Source organism: Rhodococcus sp. HNM0569 (assembly GCF_012726205.1).
Taxonomy (GTDB): Bacteria; Actinomycetota; Actinomycetes; order Mycobacteriales; family Mycobacteriaceae; genus Rhodococcus_F.
This window is the reverse complement of sequence record NZ_JAASAE010000009.1, coordinates 104047-120774: the sequence shown is the minus strand read 5'-3', so window position 1 is coordinate 120774 and position 16728 is coordinate 104047. Positions and strand designations below refer to the sequence as shown.

General features: G+C 69.6%; 11 protein-coding genes. 9 read left to right on the top strand and 2 right to left on the bottom strand.

Annotation, left to right across the window (positions count from 1 at the left end; genetic code table 11):
- Window positions 1-96: 96 nt before the first annotated feature.
- The 5 genes from HCA44_RS14090 (at window position 97) to HCA44_RS14070 (ending at window position 10485) form a co-directional block, all read left to right on the top strand.
- A complete protein-coding gene (locus tag HCA44_RS14090) occupies window positions 97-789 on the top strand; it encodes a hypothetical protein (protein WP_169649394.1) in 693 nt (230 codons plus the stop codon).
- Entirely contained in the window at window positions 786-1868 is a 1083-nt protein-coding gene (locus tag HCA44_RS14085) for an ATP-binding cassette domain-containing protein (protein ID WP_346764720.1), read from the top strand. Before HCA44_RS14090 ends, HCA44_RS14085 begins: the two co-directional genes overlap by 4 nt.
- Window positions 1865-2641: a hypothetical protein gene (locus HCA44_RS14080; protein ID WP_169649393.1), complete on the top strand. Its 777-nt coding sequence runs from the start codon at window positions 1865-1867 to the stop codon at window positions 2639-2641. The genes HCA44_RS14085 and HCA44_RS14080 overlap by 4 nt, the downstream gene beginning before the upstream one ends.
- Before the next feature lie 47 nt (window positions 2642-2688).
- Complete coding sequence (locus tag HCA44_RS14075; protein ID WP_169649391.1) at window positions 2689-6582, top strand: ABC transporter ATP-binding protein; 3894 nt, start codon at window positions 2689-2691, stop codon at window positions 6580-6582.
- 117 nt (window positions 6583-6699) lie between these two features.
- The gene (locus HCA44_RS14070) at window positions 6700-10485 is read left to right on the top strand and encodes a multifunctional oxoglutarate decarboxylase/oxoglutarate dehydrogenase thiamine pyrophosphate-binding subunit/dihydrolipoyllysine-residue succinyltransferase subunit (RefSeq protein ID WP_346764719.1); all 3786 of its coding nucleotides are present in this window, start codon (window positions 6700-6702) and stop codon (window positions 10483-10485) included.
- A gap of 133 nt (window positions 10486-10618) precedes the next feature.
- Here HCA44_RS14070 and HCA44_RS14065 read toward each other — a convergent pair whose 3' ends face one another.
- The gene (locus tag HCA44_RS14065) at window positions 10619-11290 is read right to left on the bottom strand and encodes a TetR/AcrR family transcriptional regulator (RefSeq protein WP_169649387.1); all 672 of its coding nucleotides are present in this window, start codon (window positions 11288-11290) and stop codon (window positions 10619-10621) included.
- Between the two features lie 117 nt (window positions 11291-11407).
- On the opposite strand from HCA44_RS14065, the gene HCA44_RS14060 reads away from it, so the two are divergent.
- The 3 genes from HCA44_RS14060 to HCA44_RS14050 are packed head-to-tail and all read left to right on the top strand — an operon-like array spanning window position 11408 to window position 14792.
- Window positions 11408-13030, top strand: coding sequence for an NAD(P)/FAD-dependent oxidoreductase (locus HCA44_RS14060; RefSeq protein WP_169649385.1), 1623 nt, complete (start codon window positions 11408-11410; stop codon window positions 13028-13030).
- Window positions 13027-13851, top strand: coding sequence for an SDR family oxidoreductase (locus HCA44_RS14055; protein WP_169649383.1), 825 nt, complete (start codon window positions 13027-13029; stop codon window positions 13849-13851). Before HCA44_RS14060 ends, HCA44_RS14055 begins: the two co-directional genes overlap by 4 nt.
- Complete coding sequence (locus HCA44_RS14050; RefSeq protein ID WP_169649381.1) at window positions 13848-14792, top strand: alpha/beta hydrolase; 945 nt, start codon at window positions 13848-13850, stop codon at window positions 14790-14792. The genes HCA44_RS14055 and HCA44_RS14050 overlap by 4 nt, the downstream gene beginning before the upstream one ends.
- Here the strand turns inward: HCA44_RS14050 and HCA44_RS14045 are convergent.
- Window positions 14751-15617 (bottom strand): glycine betaine ABC transporter substrate-binding protein, encoded by an 867-nt coding sequence (locus tag HCA44_RS14045; RefSeq protein ID WP_169649379.1) that lies wholly within the window; start codon window positions 15615-15617, stop codon window positions 14751-14753. The genes HCA44_RS14050 and HCA44_RS14045 overlap by 42 nt on opposite strands.
- 149 nt (window positions 15618-15766) lie before the next feature.
- Here HCA44_RS14045 and HCA44_RS14040 point away from each other — a divergent pair, with 149 nt between their 5' ends.
- Window positions 15767-16726, top strand: a complete 960-nt coding sequence (locus HCA44_RS14040; RefSeq protein ID WP_169649377.1) for an ABC transporter substrate-binding protein — start codon at window positions 15767-15769, stop codon at window positions 16724-16726.
- The last annotated feature ends 2 nt before the right edge of the window (window positions 16727-16728 follow it).

Below are 16728 nucleotides of genomic sequence, written 5' to 3'. Positions count from 1 at the left end.
GCGCCGACGAGCAGGCGACTGCGGGCGATCGCCGAGCGCGGACGATCTCGCATAGGGTCGGCACGGCAGGCAGGGAACGAATCGGAAGGGGTGGGCGTGGCCGACAAGCCCGGACGGATCGAGAAGTCACTCGCGTCGCTGCTCGACAACGCGGGTCGTCTCCAGGGCCCCGCGGTCGAGAAGTACGTCGCCCGGTTGCGCGCAGCACATCCCGACGACACTCCCGAGCAGATCGTCGCTCGTCTCGAGTCCCGATTCCTCGCGGCCGTCACCGGCAGCGGCGGTGCGGTCGGTGCGACGGCCGCCGTGCCGGGCGTCGGCACCGTCGCGTCGTTCGCGGCGATCGGCGCCGAGTCCGCATTCTTCCTGGAGGCGGCGGCCTTGTTCACGCTCGGTGTCGCGGCCGTGCACGGGGTGCCCGTGGATGATCACCAGCAACGCCGCGCGCTCGTGCTGTCGGTCGTGCTCGGCGAGGCGGGGATGGAGATCGTGCAGCACGCGACGGGCAAGCGCACCGCGCACTGGGCCCGCGCTCTCGACGGCAAGGTTCCCGCGCCGGTACTGCGGACGATGAACAACTCTCTCGTGCGCAAGTTCGCGACCAAGTACGCCGCGCGGCGCAGCGCCCTGGTGCTCGGCAAGCTCGTGCCCGCGGGCATCGGCGCCGCGATCGGCGGTGCGGGCAACCGGGCGATCGGCAAGTCGATCGTGCGCAACTCTCGTGATGCATTCGGGCCGGCGCCCGCGCGCTGGGAGCGCGGCGCGATCGAGCCGGAGGGTCTTGCGTGAGCGCCGCGATCGAGGCGGTCGGGCTCGCGAAGAGCTTCGGCGACGTGGACGCGGTGCACGACATGTCGTTCGCCGTGCCGCGAGGTTCGATCACCGGTTTCCTCGGCCCGAACGGCTCGGGCAAGACGACCACACTGCGGATGGCCCTCGGGCTCGTGACGCCCACCGCGGGTTTCGCGCTCGTACACGGCGAACCGGTGCGGTCGATGCGCGCTCCCGGCCGCGTCGTCGGTGCCGTGCTCGATGCGCAGACGATGCATCCCAAACGCACGGCACGCGAGCACCTGCGCATCTACACCGCCGCGATGGGCGTCCCGGACCGGCGCGCCGACGACGTCCTCGATCAGGTCGGGCTCCTCGCTGTCGCGCGCAGACGCGTCGGCGAGTTCTCGCTCGGCATGCGCGGGCGACTCGCGCTCGCGACGGCGCTGCTGGGCGACCCGAGCGTGCTCGTGCTCGACGAACCAGCCAACGGCCTGGATCCGCAGGGCATCGCATGGCTGCGGGCACAGCTCACCGAGTTCGCCGCACGGGGCGGCACGGTGCTGCTGTCGTCGCACGTGCTGCCGCAGGTGCAGCAGATCATCGACCGTGTGCTCGTCGTGAGCCGCGGATCGCTCGTGTACCAGGGCACGCTCGAGGCCCTGCGTCGCGCACAACACAGCAGGCTGCTCGTCGCGTGCTCGGACCCTGCGGCGCTCGCCCTCGCCCTCTCGGGACACGGATTCCCCGACGCACGTTCGCTGCGCGACGGCAGGCTCGCGGTACTCGGCGCCGACGAACGCGCCCTTGCCGCGGCCGCGCACGACGCGCACGTGACGATCTTCGGTGTCGTCGACGAACAGGTCGACCTCGAACAACTGTTCCTCGCGATGACCGCGCCCGACTACGTCGCGGGTGCGACGGCCGCGGCACCCGGCGGCTACGGCGCGCCGCTGCCACCGGCCGGGTACGTTCCGCCGGGCCCTCCGCCACACCCGCACGGTCCACCCCCGCCCGGATACGGGCCACCTCCGGGGTCTGGGTACGGGCCGCCACCCGGCTACCCACCGCCGCACGTTCCGGGAGGACCCCGATGACCGGTCTGCTCGTCGCCGAGGCGCGCAAGGTGCTGTCGCTGCGGTTCTGGTGGGTTCTCGGGCTCGCCCCGCTCACGGTCGGCCTGTTCTCGAGCGCACTCACCGTCCCCACCACGAGCCTGGTGGCAGACAACCTCGAAGGCGAACGCTCGGCCGCCGATCTGGCCGCGACGCTGTTCGGGGTCGGCACGGCACTGTTCGTCGTCGTGCTGTTCGCAGCAGTCTTCGGCGCCGTCAACGGCGGCAGCGAAGCGCGATACGGCACGCTCACCACGACATTCGCCACATCCGGCAATCGCGACCGCGTCGTCGCGGCGAAGCTCGCCGTCACCGCGGCCGTCGCAGCGGCCTACGCGATCGTCGTCGACGTCGTGTGTGTCGGCGCCCTCGTCGCCTTCGGCGGTGGCGACGTCGCCTTCGGCGGCGACCTGTTCACCGTGCTCGGCCTCGGCGTCGTCCTCGCGATCGCGTGGGCGTGGATCGGGACGGGCGTCGTGCTGGTCACCGGGGCGTCCGTCGGCACGGTCGTCGGGCTCGTCGTCTGGTATGCATTCGGCGAGCTGATCGTGCGGGCGATCCTCGCCGGGCTCGGGATCGGCGGCGTCGCCGACGTCCTGCCCGTCTCCGCGACTCTCGGCACCGTGGTCGGCGCCGTCACCGACGGCGTCGACTGGCTGCCCGGGTGGCCGTTCGCTCCCCTGGTCGTGCTCTTCTGGACGGCGGTCGCGGTCGCGGCCGGCTGGCTGCGCCTGCGCACCCGCGACATCACCTGACCCACTCGCCGACCGCGCTGTCGCCCGCGCGGTCTAGCGTGGATGCAATGGCGGTCGAGGCACACTCCGGCACCGGCGTGCGGCGAACGCACGACGATCGCGGGGGTCCGCGTTCGCCGCACACCGGCTGGATCCGCCGGTTGTTCGCCGAATGCATGCGTCATCGCACGCTCACGATCGGCGCACTCGCGGTCACCACGGTGGCCGCGGCCATCGACATCTCCTTTCCCCTGCTCACCAAGTACGCTCTCGACGCGGCGCAGGACGTGCGGCCCGCCCGCGTGATCACTGTCGCGGCCGTCGCGATCGCGCTCCTCGCGTGCGTGCGATTCGCCTGCCAGTACGGCAGGCGCATGCTCGCGGGACGACTCTCGCTCGACGTACAGCACGATCTCCGGCTGGACCTGCTGGTGTCGCTGCAGCGGCTCGACGGCCGCGGTCAGGACCGCATCAGCACCGGTCAGGTGGTGTCCCGCTCGATCACCGATCTGCAGCTCGTGCAGGGTCTGCTCGCGATGGTGCCGATGTCGGCGGGCGCGCTGCTGCAGTTCGTGCTCGCCCTCGTGATCATGGCGTGGCTCTCGCCGCTGCTCACGCTCGTCGCGCTGGTCACCGTGCCCGCCGCGGCGCTCGTCGTGCGCACGGTGCGGCCCAAGCTGTTCGCCGCAACGTGGTCGGCGCAGCAGCGGGCCGCCGAACTCGCCGAGCACGTCGAGGAATCGGTCACCGGTGTACGCGTCGTGAAGGGCTTCGGGCAGGAACGCCGCGCGGTCGACCTGCTCGACGACCGCAGCCGCACGCTGTACGGCGAACGCCTGCGCGCCGCGCGACTCAATGCGCGGTTCACCCCCACCATGTCGGCGCTGCCGCAGATCGGTCTCGTCGGGGTGATCGCGCTCGGCGGCTATCTCGCGCTGCACGGGCACATCACGATCGGCACCTTCCTCGCGTTCGCCACCTACGTCACCACGATGACGTCGGTGACACGCACGCTGTCCCAGGTCGTCGTCATGGCGCAGCTCTCGCGCGCCGCGGTCGAGCGGGTGTACGACGTCATCGACACCGAACCCGAGGTCACCGATCCGCCGGCCCCCTGCGACGTGCCGGACGGCCCCCTCGGGTTCGCATTCGAGGACGTCACCTTCGGGTTCGAGCCCGACCGCACCACACTGCGCGGCCTCGACCTACGGGTCGAACCGGGCGAGAGTGTCGCCGTCGTCGGCGCGGCAGGCTCCGGCAAGACCGCGCTGTCGCTGCTGCTTCCTCGCTTCTACTCGCCGTCCGGTGGACGCGTGTGCCTCACGTCGAGCCGCGGCGACGTCGACATCGCCGACGTGCGCGCCGAACAATTGCGCGGCGCGGTGTCGCTGGTGTTCGACGAACCGTTCCTGTTCTCCGACACGATCGCGGCCAACATCGCCCTCGGCAGGCCCGACGCGTCGATCGACGAGATCCGCTCGGCCGCCCGGCGGGCCGCTGCCGACGAGTTCGTGTCGGCTCTGCCCGACGGCTACGACACCGAGGTCGGCGAACGCGGCCTGACGCTCTCGGGTGGCCAGCGGCAACGCATCGCGCTCGCCCGCGCGCTCCTGATGCATCCCCGCATCCTGGTGCTCGACGACGCGACGAGCGCCGTCGACGCGGCCACGGAAGCCACGATCTACGCATCGCTACGGGCACACCGCGACAACACCGCGCTGATCCTCGCGCACCGCCGCTCGACGCTCACGCTCGCCGACCGGGTCGCGGTGCTCGACGGCGGACGCGTCACCGACATCGGCACGGTCCACGAACTCGAGCAACGGTCTGCGCGCTTCCGCGAGTTGTTCGCCGACGAGTCCTCCGACACCGAGCCGACCGACGCGCCCGCCCCCGAGAATGCCGGCGCACTCGACGGCGCGGACGCGCCCGATGCCGCGCTCACCGAAGCCGAGCCCACCGCTGCCCGGCTGTGGCCTGCCACCGAGCACGCCCCGGGACCGACTACGGGCAGGAGTCCACGGACACCCACCGCGGGCGGCGGTCACACGGGTGGCCGGGCAGGCGGGCCGGGCGGGGCGCTCGGTCTCGCGCCCACCCCGGAGCTCACCGCGGCCGTGGCGGCACTGCCACCGGCGACCGAACAACCGCACCTGGATTCCGCGGCGCTGCGCACGCCCGATCCGCACTTCCGGCTGCTGTCGATCCTGCGGCCGGTGCGGTGGCTGCTGCTCGCCGTCGTCGCATGCCTCGCGTTCGACTCGCTCGCGAACATCGCGTTCCCGTCGATCGTGCGGTTCGCGGTCGACCACGGTGTGGACGCGGGCGACCCGGCCGCGCTGTGGACGACGGCAGGTGTCGGCGCGGCGCTCGTCGCTGCCGGATGGATCGTCGCCGCGGTCATGACGGTGATCACGGCACGCGCGGGCGAACGCGTGCTGTACGGACTGCGGGTGCGCAGCTTCGCGCACCTGCAACGGCTCGGCCTCGACTACTACGAACGCGAGCTGTCCGGCCGGATCATGACCCGCATGACCACCGACGTCGACGCATTGTCGTCGTTCCTGCAGACCGGTCTGTCGACGGCCGTCGTGTCGGTGCTGACCCTGGCGGGGATCTCGGTCGCGCTGCTCGTCACCGACATGTCCCTCGCGCTCGTCGCACTGTCCTCGCTCGTGCCGCTCGTCGTCGCCACGATCGTGTTCCGCCGGGTGTCGTCGGAGGCCTACGCGACCTCGCGCGAGCGCATCTCGCTCGTCAACGCCGACTTCCAGGAGAACGTCACCGGCCTCCGCGCGGCGCAGGCCTACCTGCGGGAGGGGTACGCCGCGGCGCGGTTCGCCGAGCGCGCCGACAGCTACCGGCGGGCGCGCATGCGCTCGCAGCAGGCGATCTCCGTGTACTTCCCGTTCGTCGCATTCCTGTCGGACCTCGCGCTCGCGGCCGTCGTGTTCGTCGGCGCCCGCGCGGTCGCGTCGGGCGCGACGTCGCCGGGCGTCCTGGTCGCCTTCGTGCTGTATCTCGGGCTGCTGTTCGTGCCCATCCAGCAGCTGTCGCAGGTGTTCGACGGCTACCAGCAGGCCAGAGTCGGCCTCACCCGCATCGGCGACCTGCTGCGCACCCCCAGCTCGATCGAGACCGCGACCCGCACCGACGCGACGCCCGTCCGCGGCCGTCTGCGGGGCGACGTCCGGCTCGACGACGTCGGATTCCGGTATCAGGGAGCCGAGCGCGACGCGCTCTCCGATGTCGACCTGCACATCAGGCCGGGCACGACCGTCGCGCTCGTCGGCCGGACCGGCGCGGGCAAGTCGACCGTCGTGAAACTCCTCGCACGCTTCTACGACCCCACCTCGGGCTCGGTACGCCTCGACGACGTCGACGTGCGCGCGTTCCGCCTCGCGGACTACCGGCACCGGCTCGGCGTCGTGCCGCAGGAAGCGCACCTGTTCACCGGCACCGTCGCGTCGAACATCGCGTTCGGCAGGCCCGACGCGACGCGCGCCGAGATCGAGGCCGCGGCCCGATCGGTCGGCGCGCTCGGCACGATCGCGGCACTGCGCGGCGGCATGAACCACCCGGTCGGCGAACGCGGGCAGGGCCTGTCCGCGGGCCAGCGTCAGTTGATCGCGCTCGCGCGCGCCGAACTGGTGGAACCCGACCTGCTGTTGCTCGACGAGGCGACCGCGACGCTCGATCCTGCGACCGAACGCGCGGTACTCGACGCGAGCGGGCGGCTCACCCGATCACGTACGTCCGTGGTGGTGGCGCATCGGCTCGCGACGGCCGCGCGAGCCGATGCGATCGCCGTGGTCGACGAAGGTCGTATCGTGGAGTACGGACAGCATGCCGAGCTCCGACACGCTGGAGGTCCGTATGCGCGCTTGTGGGATGCGGCGCGCGAGCAACAGCGGAATAATCTGTGGTCGGAGAGCATCGAAAATGGAGATCCCATCGCATGACAGTGAGCCAGCTCACATTTCGCGGACGGCGAAACGGGTCGTCACACACGCGGGACTAGGCTCACGAACCAGGCGCTCTGATCGGGTACCAGAAAAGAAATGAGGCGAACACCTGCCGTGAGCAGCAGCTCTACATCCCAGTTCGGACAAAATCAGTGGCTGGTCGACGAAATGTACCAGCGCTTCAAGGATGACCCGTCCTCCGTCGATCCGAGTTGGCACGAATTCCTGACCGACTACAAGCCCGAGTCCGCCACCGCGGGCAATGGCGGGCACTCGACCAACGGCGCCGCTGCAGGTGCCGCCGCGACCAAGACCAACGGCGCCGCCACCAGCAACGGCACCGCCACCCCTGCGCCCGCCGCGAGCACGGCTCCCGCCGCCGGCCCGGCACCGACCCGGAAGACGGAGGCCCCCGCTCCCCGGCCCGCCTCGCCGAAGAGCGCTCCCGCACCCGCCAAGCCTGCGACCGCCGACAAGTCCACCGGATCGGCTACCGCCGAGAAGGCGAAGCCGGCCGCGAAGGAATCCGCAGCTCCGGCACAGGACGAGAAGAAGGTTCTCCGCGGTGCTGCTGCTGCCATCGCGAAGAACATGAACATCTCGCTCGAACTGCCCACCGCGACCAGCGTGCGTGCGATTCCCGCGAAGCTGATGTTCGACAACCGCGTGGTCGTCAACAACCACCTCGCGCGCACGCGCGGCGGCAAGGTGTCGTTCACGCACATCCTCGGTTACGCGATCGTGCAGGCGGTCAAGGCGTTCCCGAACATGAACCGCCACTACGAGGAGATCGACGGCAAGCCCAACGCCGTCACCCCGGCACACACCAACCTCGGCCTCGCGATCGATCTCGCGGGCAAGGACGGCAGCCGCTCCCTCGTCGTCGCCGCCATCAAGAACACCGAGACCATGAGCTTCACCCAGTTCGTCTCGGCGTACGAGGACATCGTCCGGCGCGCACGCGACGGCAAGCTCACGGCCGACGACTTCTCCGGCGTCACGATCTCGCTCACCAACCCGGGCGGCATCGGCACCGTGCACTCGGTTCCGCGGCTCACCAAGGGCCAGGGCGCGATCATCGGCGCGGGTGCGATGGAGTACCCCGCCGAGTTCCAGGGCGCGAGCGACGAGAAGATCGCCGAGATGGGCGTCGGCAAGCTCATGACGCTCACCTCGACCTACGACCACCGGATCATCCAGGGCGCCGAGTCCGGCGATTTCCTGCGCACGATCCACAACCTGCTGATCAGCGACGAGTTCTACGACGAGCTGTTCCATGCGCTCGAGATCCCGTACGAGCCGGTCCGCTGGCGCAAGGACGTCCCCGAGGGCGCGATCGACAAGAGCACGCGCGTGCTCGAGCTCATCGCGGCCTACCGCAACCGCGGCCACCTGATGGCCGACACGGATCCGCTGCAGTTCGTCAAGGACAAGTTCCGCAGCCATCCGGATCTCGACATCACGACGCATGCGCTGACGCTGTGGGATCTCGACCGCCGGTTCAAGGTGGGCGGCTTCCAGGGCAAGGAGCAGATGAAGCTCCGCGACGTCCTCGCGGTGCTCCGTGACGCGTACTGCCGCCACATCGGCGTCGAGTACACCCACATCCTCGAGCCCGAGCAGCAGCAGTGGATCCAGGAGCGCGTCGAGGCTCCCCACGTCAAGCCGACGGTCGCTCAGCAGAAGTACATCCTGAGCAAGCTCAACGCCGCCGAGGCCTTCGAGACGTTCCTGCAGACGAAGTACGTCGGCCAGAAGCGCTTCTCACTCGAGGGCGCCGAGTCGGTCATCCCGATGATGGACGCCGTCATCGACCAGGCCGCCGAGCACACGCTCGACGAGGTCGTCATCGGCATGCCGCACCGTGGCCGCCTCAACGTGCTCGCCAACATCGTCGGAAAGCCGTACTCGAAGATCTTCACCGAGTTCGAGGGCAACATGAACCCGGCCGCCGCGCACGGGTCGGGCGACGTCAAGTACCACCTCGGCGCCGAGGGCACGTACATCCAGATGTTCGGCGACAACGACATCAAGGTGTCGCTCACCGCCAACCCGTCGCACCTCGAAGCGGTCGACCCCGTGCTCGAGGGCCTCGTCCGCGCGAAGCAGGACATCCTCGACAAGGGCGAGGACGGGTTCACGGTCCTCCCGCTCATGCTGCACGGCGACGCCGCGTTCGCCGGTCAGGGCGTCGTGGCCGAGACCCTCAACCTCGCGTTGCTGCGCGGCTACCGCACCGGCGGCACCGTGCACATCGTCGTCAACAACCAGGTCGGCTTCACCACCGCGCCCGAGCACTCGCGTTCGTCCGAGTACTCGACGGACGTCGCGAAGATGATCGGTGCGCCGATCTTCCACGTCAACGGCGACGACCCCGAGGCGTGCGTGTGGGTGGCCCAGCTGGCCGTCGACTTCCGCGAGAAGTTCGGCAAGGACGTCGTGATCGACATGATCTGCTACCGGCGCCGTGGCCACAACGAGGGCGACGACCCGTCGATGACGCAGCCCGAGATGTACGACATCATCGACACCAAGCGCAGCGTCCGGAAGAGCTACACCGAGGCCCTCATCGGCCGCGGCGACATCTCGCTCAAGGAAGCGGAAGATGCGCTGCGCGATTACCAGGGCCAGCTCGAGCGGGTCTTCAACGAGGTGCGCGAGCTCGAGAAGTACCAGCCCGAGCCGTCCGAGTCGGTCGAGCTCGACCAGCCCCTGCCGGTCAAGCTCACCACGGCCGTCGACAAGTCCGTGCTCGAGCGCATCGGCGACGCGTTCGTCGACGTGCCCGAGGGCTTCACGATCCACCCGCGCGTCAAGCCGGTCGTCGAGAAGCGTCACGAGATGTCGCGCAACGGCAAGATCGACTGGGCGTTCGCGGAGCTCCTTGCGTTCGGTTCGCTCGTCGACGAGGGCCGCACGGTGCGCCTGTCCGGTCAGGACTCGCGCCGCGGCACGTTCACGCAGCGCCACTCGGTGCTGATCGACCGCAAGACCGGTGCGGAGTACACGCCGCTGCAGAACCTGGGCGGCGACCAGGGCAAGTTCATGGTGTACGACTCGGCGCTGTCCGAGTTCGCGGCGGTCGGCTTCGAGTACGGCTACTCGGTGGGCAACCCCGAGGCGCTCGTGCTGTGGGAGGCGCAGTTCGGCGACTTCGTCAACGGTGCACAGTCGATCATCGACGAGTTCATCAGCTCGGGTGAGGCCAAGTGGGGCCAGCTCTCGGACGTCGTGCTGCTGCTGCCGCACGGCCACGAGGGCCAGGGGCCCGACCACACGTCGGGTCGCATCGAGCGCTGGCTGCAGCTGTGCGCCGAGGGCTCGATGACGGTCGCCGTCCCGTCGACTCCTGCCAGCTACTTCCACCTGCTGCGTCGTCACTCGCTCGACGGCATCCGCCGTCCGCTGGTCGTCTTCACCCCGAAGTCGATGCTGCGCAACAAGGCCGCGGTCAGCGAGGTCGAGGACTTCACCACCGGCAAGTTCCGCTCGGTGTTCGAGGAGCCCGCGTACGAGAAGGACGAGGCCGACCGCAGCAAGGTCACGCGCGTCCTGCTCGTGAGCGGCAAGCTGTACTGGGAACTCAAGGCCAAGAAGGACAAGGACGGCCGCGACGACGTCGCCCTCGTCCGCATCGAGCAGCTGTACCCGGTGCCGAGCCGCCGCCTGCGCGCGACCCTCGACCAGTACCCGAATGCCCGCGAGTTCTTCTGGGTCCAGGAGGAGCCGGCGAACCAGGGTGCCTGGCCGTTCTTCGGCCTCGCGCTGCCCGAGTTGCTGCCCGACAAGCTCACCGGCATCAAGCGCATCTCCCGTCGTTCGATGTCCGCGCCGTCCTCGGGTTCGAGCAAGGTGCACGCTGTCGAACAGCAAGAGATCATCAACGAAGCGTTCGGCTGAGCATCCGAAGCTCGGCCCTTCGGCTGAGCAGAACGGGCCGGTCCCACCTCGCGGTGGGGCCGGCCCGTTCTCGTATGCCCTTGTCTCGGAAGCGCTTGTGCGCGATACCGGCGTGCCCGGACTCGTCAAGTGCTCACGGCAGGGGCGCGGCGGGGCCGTCGAGCAGCGCGTGTGTGAGCTCGGGCGCGACCGACAACGCGAGACCGGGCAGCGCGGCGATGTCGAGTTCGACGAGCTCGTCGCGCCCGATGCGCGGGTCGCGCAGCCACGTGATGGTGGCTTCCTCGACGAACGCGATCCAGCCGCGCACCATGATCTCGAGCCGCGGGTTGCGCTCGACGCCGAGCGCGGGCAGCTGTGCGAGGGTGCGCTCGATCATCGTGACCCGTGTGCGGTCGAACAGCGCCGCCATGTCGGGATCCCCGCTGGCCTTGCCCCTCAGCAGCGACACATAGGTGATGCTGTTCTCGGCCGCGTAGTCGACATACGACCCGATGACCGCCCGCAGGACCTCGGCCGGATCGGTCGAGTCGGTGACCAGCGCAGGATCGGTCCGCTGCAACAGCATCTCGGACGCCTCGCGCACGATCTCGAGCAGGAAGTCGTCCTTCGACGCGAAATAGTGGAACAGCAGACCGCGCGACACACCCGCCTGATCGGCGATCTCGTCGATCGAGATGCCGTCGAGCGTGCGTTCGGCGAGCATCTCGACGCCGAGCTCGACGAGTTGCCTGCGCCGCTCGCCCGGACTGAGCCGGGTGCGCTTGCCGGTCGCCGCCGCGCCGACCTTCCGCCCCGCCGTCATCGCCATCTCTGCCCCTGAACCACTGCCATCCTTCGACCGTACTGAAAACCTGTCACTACTGAGTAAGTGTCAATAAGCTATTGACTACGTCACAGTAACAGCTCTAAGGTCGTTTACATGAGTCTCCCAGTTACAGATACTCACGAGCAGGCGGCGCCGAAGGGCGACGCGCCGGGCGTTCGTGAGGTCGACACCCTGATCATCGGCAGCGGCTTCGCGGGCCTGGGTGCCGCCATCAAACTCACGCAGGCCGGTCGCAAGGACTTCGTCGTCCTCGAGCGCGGCACCGAGGTCGGCGGCACCTGGCGGGACAACAGCTACCCCGGCGCGGCGTGCGACGTGCCGTCGCACCTGTACTCGTACTCGTTCGCACTCAACCCGACCTGGACGCGCTCGTTCTCGACGCAGCCCGAGATCCAGCGCTACATCGAGTCGGTGGCCGACAAGTACAAGGTCCGCGACCGGCACATCTTCGGCTGCGACGTGCAGAATGCACACTGGGATTCCGCTCGCCACCGCTGGATCGTCCAGACGAACAAGGGCAAGTTCGTCGCCAAGATCGTCGTGTCGGCGGTCGGCGCACTGTGCGAGCCCAACCTGCCCGACATCAAGGGCATCGGCGACTTCCAGGGCGAGATCTTCCACTCGGCGCAGTGGAACCACGACTCGGACCTCACGGGCAAGCGCGTCGCCGTCATCGGCACCGGCGCGTCCGCGATCCAGATCGTGCCGCAGGTCGCGAAGATCGCGAAGAACCTCGACGTCTACCAGCGCACCGCACCGTGGATCCTGCCGCGCGCCGACCGCGAGTACACGCCGCTCGAGAAGGCCGCGTTCAAGTACGTCCCCGGTTTCCAGAAGCTCAGCCGCCTCGGCATCTACCTCATGCGCGAGACGCAGGTCGTGGGCCTCGCGAAGGCCCCTATCTTCATGAAGCCGTTGCAGTTCGTGGCCGAGCGCCACCTGCGCAGGCAGATCAAGGATCCGGTGCTGCGCAAGAAGGTCACCCCGAACTTCCGCATCGGCTGCAAACGCATGCTGATCTCGAACAACTACTTCCCCGCGCTCGCGCAGCCGAATGTCGACGTCGTCACCGACGGCATCGAGGAGGTCACCGCCAACTCGATCGTCACCAAGGACGGCACGCGCCGCGAGGTCGATGCGATCGTGGTCGCGACGGGCTTCCACGTCACCGACTCCCCCACTTTCGCCCATATCTTCGGCAAGGGCGGCCGTTCGCTGGCCGAGGTGTTCGACGAAGGCGGCCAGCAGGGCTACAAGGGCTCCGCCGTCGCAGGCTTCCCCAACATGTTCTTCCTCGTCGGCCCCAACACCGGGCTGGGCCACACGTCGATGGTGTACATGATCGAGTCGCAGCTCAACTACCTCGTGGACGCGCTGCGCACCATCGACCGCTACGACCTCGGCACCGTCGAGGTGCGCCGCGACGTCCAGGACCGGTACAACACCGACCTGCAGGACCGGCTCGCGAGCAGCGTCTGGATGAACGGCGGCTGCGCCAGCTGGTACCTCGACAAGCACGGCAACAACACGACGCTGTGGCCCGGGTTCACGTTCGAGTTCCGCAACGAGACCCGCAAGTTCGATCTCATCGCGTACGACAGCGTCGCGACGGGCGACCTGCCGGCTCCCCCCGCCGAATCGGCGGGCACCGGCAAAGGCAAGCGTGCAGGCAAGCGCAAGAACACGGACGACATGACGAAGGTGGCAGCCGAATGAGCGAGTTCGCAGGCCGGGTCGCAGTGGTGACCGGCGCAGGTTCGGGGATCGGCCGGGCGCTCGCGCTCGATCTCGCGGCGAAGGGCGCCAAGCTCGCGCTGTCCGACATGGACACCGTCGGGCTGGCCGAGACGGTGCGTCAGGTCGAGGCCACCGGAGCCGAGGTCAAGTCCGACCATCTCGACGTCACCGAGCGCCAGGCGGTGCTCGACTACGCCGACGCCGTGGTCGCGCACTTCGGCAAGGTCAACCAGGTCTACAACAATGCGGGCATCGCCTACCACGGTTCGTTCGAGCGCTCCGAGTTCAAGGACTTCGAACGCGTCGTGGACGTCGACTTCTGGGGCGTCGTCAACGGCACGAAAGCGTTTCTGCCGCACCTCATCGCGTCGGGCGACGGCCACGTGGTCAACACGTCGAGCCTGTTCGGCCTGCTGTCGATCCCGGGGCAGAGCGCGTACAACGCCGCGAAATTCGCGGTGCGCGGGTTCACCGAGGCACTCCGCCAGGAGATGATCGTCGCGAAGCACCCGGTGCGCGTCACGTGCGTACACCCGGGCGGCATCAAGACCGCGATCGCGCGCAATGCGGTCACCGGCCCGGACGAGGATCTCGACAAGGTGGCCAAGTTCTTCGACACCCGCCTCGCCCGCACGAGCGCGACGGATGCCGCCGAGACGATCACCACCGGCGTCCGAAAGAACAAGGCGCGCGTGCTGATCGGCGCGGACGCCAAGTTCCTCGACCTGTGGGTGCGCATCGTGGCGTCGTCGTACCAGCGTGTCGTCGCGACCGTCGTGCCGCGCGCGATGCCGAAATGATCGGTCCGTTCTCGGGCGGGCACCTGCCGCTGCCGGTGGTGGCGGCAGGGCTCGGGCCGTTCTACCGGCTCGCGCTCAACGCGGCGCTGCCGTACCGCGTGCAGCGCGCGCTGCTCGACCTCGCGGCGCCGCTGCAGCAGATGCCCGCCGGGTCGGTCGTGCGGCGCACGAGCCTCGCGGGTCGGCCCGCCGAACGGATCACGGTGGGTGCGACCGAACGACCCACCGCGATGCTCTATCTGCACGGCGGTGCGTACACGATCGGCTCGCTCGCGACGCACCGGTCCCTTGCCGCGCACCTGGCTCGCGAATCGCAGTCGGTGGTTTACACGCTCGACTACCGACTCGCTCCCGAGCATCCATTCCCGGCAGGCCTCGACGACGCGGTCGCCGCCTTCCGGGCGCTGCTCGACGACGGGCGGAGCGCCGACACCGTCACGCTCGCAGGCGACTCGGCGGGCGGTGGTCTCGCCCTCGCCACGGGACGGCGGCTCGTCGATCGGTTCGGGATCCGGCCCGCCGCACTCGGCCTGATCTCGCCGTGGGTCGATCCCGCGGACCGCGCGGCCCCGTTCCCTCGCGACCTCGTGGTCAACACGGGGTGGGCCTACGACGCGGGCGACAAGTACCTCGGCGACGGCGACCCCACCGATCCCGGGTACGCACCGCTGCACGGCGATCTGTCCGGCCTGCCGCCGACTCTCGTCCATGTCGGCACGAGCGAGATCCTGTACGGCCAGATCACCGAGCTCGTCGCACGCATGCGGGCCGCCGGCACGCAGGTCGATCTCACCGAGTATCCGGACCTCTGGCATGTGGCGCACCTGCAGGCGTCGCTGCTGCGCGAGGCCGCCGACGCGGTGCGCGAGCTGGGCGGCTTCCTCGGCACCCACGCACGCTCAGGCGCGCGCGGCGAACCAGTCTCCCGCAGCGGCAGCTGAATCGATCTCGCCGCGGCGGACCCGCTCGACCATGTCGGCGAGGTCCGCCGTGCCGAGTTCGCCCGCCACGACGTCGAGTGACTTCACCTGCGCGGTGCTGAGCGAGTCGGTGCGATACAGCGGCACCACATTCTGCGCCGCGAACACGTAGTCGGGGTCCTCGAGCGGCGTCAGGTCGCCGTGCTCGGCGATGGTGGTCGACCCGACCACGGTGCCGGTCGCCGCCTCGGCCGCACCCTGCGGCGTCACGGACCCGAACCGGCAGCCCCCGTCGGCGAGCGCGTCCGGTGCCCGCGCGACGTCCCACGCGTCGGTCGTGACGAGTGTCGTTGCGCCGCAGCGCGGGAGGAGTTCCGCGACCGTCCCGGGCTCGACGCTCGTGAGCACCCGCCGCACCTCGGCGGGAGCCGAGTCGGAAACCGACAATCCTTGCGGCAGTGCGCGACTGACCGCGGCATACACGTCCTCCGGGGTGCGCGCGTCGGCATCGGGGTCGAGCGCCCCGAGCAGCCCGCCACTGAACTCGGGAACGAACGTGATGTCACCGGCATCGAGCTTCGCAAGCACCGAGGCGCGGTCCCCCAGCCCGGTGACGACCTCGACGCTCCCACCCGCCGCCCGCAACGCGGCCGCGTACACGTGCGCCAGCACGACACTCTCGGGCCGGTCCCCCGCGCCGATCACGACTGGCCGCGGCTCGGAGCCCGCGAGCGGATCGAGCAGCGAGTTGTCGGCGGAACATCCGCTCGCGGCGCCCACACCCACAGCTGCCGCCGCGACGAGTGCCGCCGCACCGCGCCGCGCCCGTCGTTGCCGAATCCTCACCCTGTCCGTCTCCTGTCCCGCGCGTCTGCCGACCGGCCGTTTCCTCCACGATGCACGCCGTTCCTATCGTTACACTGAGCCTCCGATGCGCGGCAACGACTCCCAGCACGGCCTGCTGGCCGCTCCGCCGCGACGACGGAAGGATGCTCATGCGCACTCCCCTGCGCGCCGGTCGCCGAATCGCCGCAGTGGCTGCCGCGTCCGCGGTCGCCCTCGTCCTCACGGCGTGCGGCGGCGGATCCGATCCCCTGTCGAGCGGCGGCGAAGGCTCGGGCGACGACCCCGACGCGATCGTGGTCGGCTCGGCCAACTTCCCGGAGTCCGAGACCGTCGCCGGCATCTACGCCGAGGTGCTGCGGGTCAACGGATTCGACGTGTCGACCAAGCTGAACATCGGCAGCCGCGAAGCCTACATTCCCGCACTGCGGGACGGTTCGATCGACGTGATCCCCGACTACACGGGCAATCTGCTGCACTACCTCGATCCGGAGGCCACCGCTTCGACGTCCGCCGACGTCGAGGCCGCGCTGCCCGCAGCACTCGGGCCCGATCTCACGACCGCGCGCCCCGCCGCGGCGGAGGACAAGGACGCCGTCGTCGTCACGCGCGAGACCGCCGAGCGATGGAATCTCACCACGATCGCGGACCTCGCGCCGCACTCCGCGGACGTCACCTTCGGCGCCCCCGCCGAGTTCCAGGAGCGCCCTGTCGGCCTTCCCGGGTTGAAGGACAAGTACGGACTCGACGTCTCGTCGGACAACTTCGTCCCGATCGCCGACGGCGGCGGGCCGGCAACCGTCGAAGCGCTGAAGTCGGGTCAGGTGCTCGCCGCGAACATCTTCACCACGTCCCCCGCGATCGCGGCGAACGACTTCGTGGTGCTCGCCGATCCGGAGAACAACTTCCCCGCCCAGAACGTCGTGCCCGTCATCCGCGCGGCCAAGTCCTCGGACAAATTGCAGGCGGCCCTGGACGCGGTGTCGGCCCAGCTCACCACCGACGAACTCGTCGCACTCAACGATTCGGTGTCCGGCGACGCCAAGACCGAGCCGGCGCAGGCGGCGCAACAGTGGGTCGCCGCCAAGGGGCTCGACGAGCCGGTCGGCTGAGC